General features: G+C 56.8%; 2 protein-coding genes. Both read right to left on the bottom strand.

The window, feature by feature from the left end; translation table 11 throughout:
- Positions 1–111: 111 nt before the first annotated feature.
- Complete coding sequence (locus ACOYNV_RS26635; RefSeq protein ID WP_422902842.1) at positions 112–2,352, bottom strand: helix-turn-helix domain-containing protein; 2,241 nt, start codon at positions 2,350–2,352, stop codon at positions 112–114.
- A 543-nt stretch (positions 2,353–2,895) separates the two neighbouring features.
- Positions 2,896–3,393 (bottom strand): nitrous oxide reductase accessory protein NosL, encoded by a 498-nt coding sequence (locus tag ACOYNV_RS26640; protein WP_422902843.1) that lies wholly within the window; start codon positions 3,391–3,393, stop codon positions 2,896–2,898.
- Between the last annotated feature and the right edge of the window lie 140 nt (positions 3,394–3,533).

Below are 3,533 nucleotides of genomic sequence, written 5' to 3' on the forward strand. Positions count from 1 at the left end.
AGGATCGGGACGAATAAGTCGTTGATTTAGCTTGGGGTAGCTGCTACATAATGCCCCAGAAACACCTCCAAACTCCTTTAAATTTTGGACAGTAGGCAGGCAAGGCTGTCGTCACAACGGAGTCTCACCGACCTCGACACGCAACCATTTTCCGCCTGGGATTCGAGCACCCAAGCCGGTGAGCTTGCGGCACAAGTGTTCCTGAGCAGATCGGCGGGACGGTTGCTGTAGCGGCTCCATGCGCACCACCACCCACCGATCATCGCTGCGTATCCAGCCATGGCAGTTGAAGATCGCGTAGAGCAGGTCCACCCGGTCATTATCCTTGGCGTAGCTGTCAATAAGCCAATCAAGCAACTGGCGGCGCACATTCCATATCGATGCCGTAACGAAATCGAACAGGTTCTTGCCTTCGTTATCGATGGCCTTGAAAGATCGGTAATCGGCCAAACCCGCCACATCGACACGCTCGGGCAACTGAGCCTTGTCGGACTTCAGGCGAACAAGGTCTGCTTCGCCTTCAGTAATCGACTCGCTAATCCGTCGGTGTTGGCTGTTGTTCCGCTCACTTCCGTCCTGATTTAAGCAGGGCTTGGTCTTGGCGAGTTTCTTGTAGCACTTGGACAGCTGCCCCTGGGTGGTCGATATCTGCTGCGCCAAGGTCTTGATCCGAGGATTGGCGATGTCCTGTTTCGTGCTCGGGCTGACCGCGAAACCCGGGCGGTAATGATAGGGGTGACGCGCCTTGATATGCTTGAAGGTGTTCTCCGAAGCGCCCCAGCGACTGAGCATCCCGGTGGCCACCGCTTCCGGCGACAGGGCCAGTTCGTCGTCCCAGCACAACACACCCGCGCGGTGATCCGTGCGCAGATTCCAGAGCACGACCCGGCGCAGATTGAAACAATGCTCGGGCTCCACCGTGCCCGCGTCAGGATGAGCGTCGGGCTGATAACGGCATGGCCTGGTCTGTTCGAGCAGTTGATACTCGGTGCCATTGATCGACACGCGGTGGGTGAAATCGGCCGCCAGCAAGGCCATCAACCGCCCCTGATCGGCGTTCTTCTCCCACGTGATGAACGGTGTATGACTGCGCACCAATTCGCTGAAAAAGCCCAGCCCACTCCCCTCGCGGTCAAAGACATGTACCGGCGGGATGCCCAGTGATTGGTCTCGCGCCCACTGGCCGAGCTTCAGAATCTGGGCTCGCAGGTCACCCAGGCCTTCCTGAATGTCGAAATAAACGACGCGACCCTGATCATCACACGTCACCAGATTGGTCTGTCCGGGCATCGGCAGACGCCGCTGCGTGCTCCAGGCCGCATGCACCTTGTCCTGCCCGGTATAAGGCAGCAGATGGCCGTCGGTGAACCACAGTCGAGCACCAACCACCCCGCAGCGGATCTGATCGGCAAAGAATTCCTTCAACAACGCCGCGCTTCGCTTCTTGTCAGCGACGTCATGGAACCAGCTCCACACCGTATCGAGCGCAGGCAGTCGCCCCAACCCCAGAACACGTCCTGCCTCCACCTGTCGCTCATGCTTGAGCTGCTCAATGGAGCGGATATTGCGCACCGCCATCAGCGCGAATACCATGAAGAGGCGCCAACCGTTCCCGTACAGCCGGACAAGTCGCTGCATCCACTGCGATTGGCTGATCAGCACCAGCACGACGGGGAAAATGCCGGCATAGCGGCAAGCTTCCCAGCCGTGCGTGTCCGCATACGGTAACTCGATCGCCTGCGCCTGCGCCGGTGCCGCATCGGTCGAGGTCGGCTCGGCGGCGGACTGGCTGTCCGACGGGCTCTCCTCCGGCATCACTTCGGTGGCCGGCAGATCAATATGTCGTACGTCTTCGAGGGGCGGCGCCTCCAGCGAATACCTCGTTGCCGCTTCACCATCCCACGCCAGTTCGTCTTGTGCCGTTCCCTGAGTCTGTACCTTTTGGTCCCGCCGCAGGGCTTCGAGTTCGCGCGCCTTGGAGCCAGGGCGGCGTTGGCTGACATGGAACCGGCCTTGCAGTTCCTGGCTCCGGCTGTGAGCAGGGCTGTAGCCATGCAGCAGACCGTTCAACCCAAATGCCTGATAGCTATCGCGATAGTTGTGCAGTGTCTGGCGACTCAGATTGAGCGCCGCAGCCAGGAGCGTCTGGTTAATATTTTTCTGTAACAACTCGACAACCAGGAGGCGCCGCTCGGCCTTGTCGGAAAGATTCACCCGTTTGCTCAGCGTGCCATGGTGATAGAGATCGCCTTGGCGGCGTGGGCCGCGTGGAAGGTGTAGGCAGTATCCATTACCAAGGTCGAAACGGTCATCCTGCTTGACCCCTTGTTCCAACAGTTCGCTTTGCTTCACCGCTCGCCCCTAAGCCTGCCAAGCAACATAATAGCAAACTACTTTTACAATTTGTGTTTTTGTTTAGTATTTACATACTATTAGATAGTATTTGTCCAATAAACGATATTTATTACCGGTACGCGAAAGTCCAAAAAACGACGATAACCCAAGTAAATCAACAGCTTATTAGTGCGGCTAAGTTGCGGCTCTTGGATGTCTGAAGATCGTTCCCAATGTCGGGAAAACACAATTCGAGTGGAAAGGAGGAACTAAATTTTTCCCTGTGTGTCGTCGAATGGCCGTCATACTAAAGACATAGGCACGTCTTGGGAATGTGGCAAATTGTCGCAGGCATGGATGATGAATAAGCATTGGAATATGCAATCAGCACCAATGAAGGACTGTTTTGACATTGTTCCGCGTGACAATCAGACACATCGTCAAGCAATAATCGCGGCGAACAGGTCGTACTGGTACTGGACGAACTGAGGCGGCGTGCCGGGGTGTACCCGGATGGAATTGAACTGGCCGTACGCTGAGTGCCTGCGCCCGGCGACAGGCTCAGTCCAATAGTCCCTTGTCCAGCTTGATCGCCATCTCCGGCGTTACCTGTTCGAAGCTCAGAATGCGTTTACCTTTGTGTTCTTTCAGGAAATCCTCGGCATCGCTGCGGCTTTCGAACGGGACGAACTCGTGTCCCATCGGGCCGAGAACGTCGGAACCCATTACGTAAAAGGCTTTGCGCGCATCGATCCGGGTCAGCCCGTAAAACTCGGTAACCCAGATCCCCGATATTTCCGCCGCCTTGTGCCCGGGAGCGTACTTCGGCAGGTCGCCGAGATACTTGAACAGGTCCTTGGCGCCATCGAAATAATGGGGGTGACCGTCCTGATAAATGACGATGGCCATCCAGTTCGGATACTTGGCAACGAGCATCCCGCACACCGGGCACAGATACTTGTTGCCCGGTTTCGGGAAGTCCGGCGTTGCCGCGTGCAGCCAGCTGGAAAGTGGTATTGCCACGGCGCCAAGCACCTTCAGAAAGCGGCGACGGTGCATGCTTAGCCCTTATGCATCATGTGTTTTTGACGCTCTGCGCGCATCTTGCGGATCATTGACGCGTCTTGCGCCATGTCGGTGTAAGCGCGCTTTGTTCACCCCAAATCGCTGAAAGACGCCCAAGGCAAGGGTTTGGACGA

The sequence above is a fragment of the Propionivibrio sp. genome, assembly GCF_049316945.1.
In the GTDB taxonomy this organism is placed as follows: Bacteria; Pseudomonadota; Gammaproteobacteria; order Burkholderiales; family Rhodocyclaceae; genus Propionivibrio.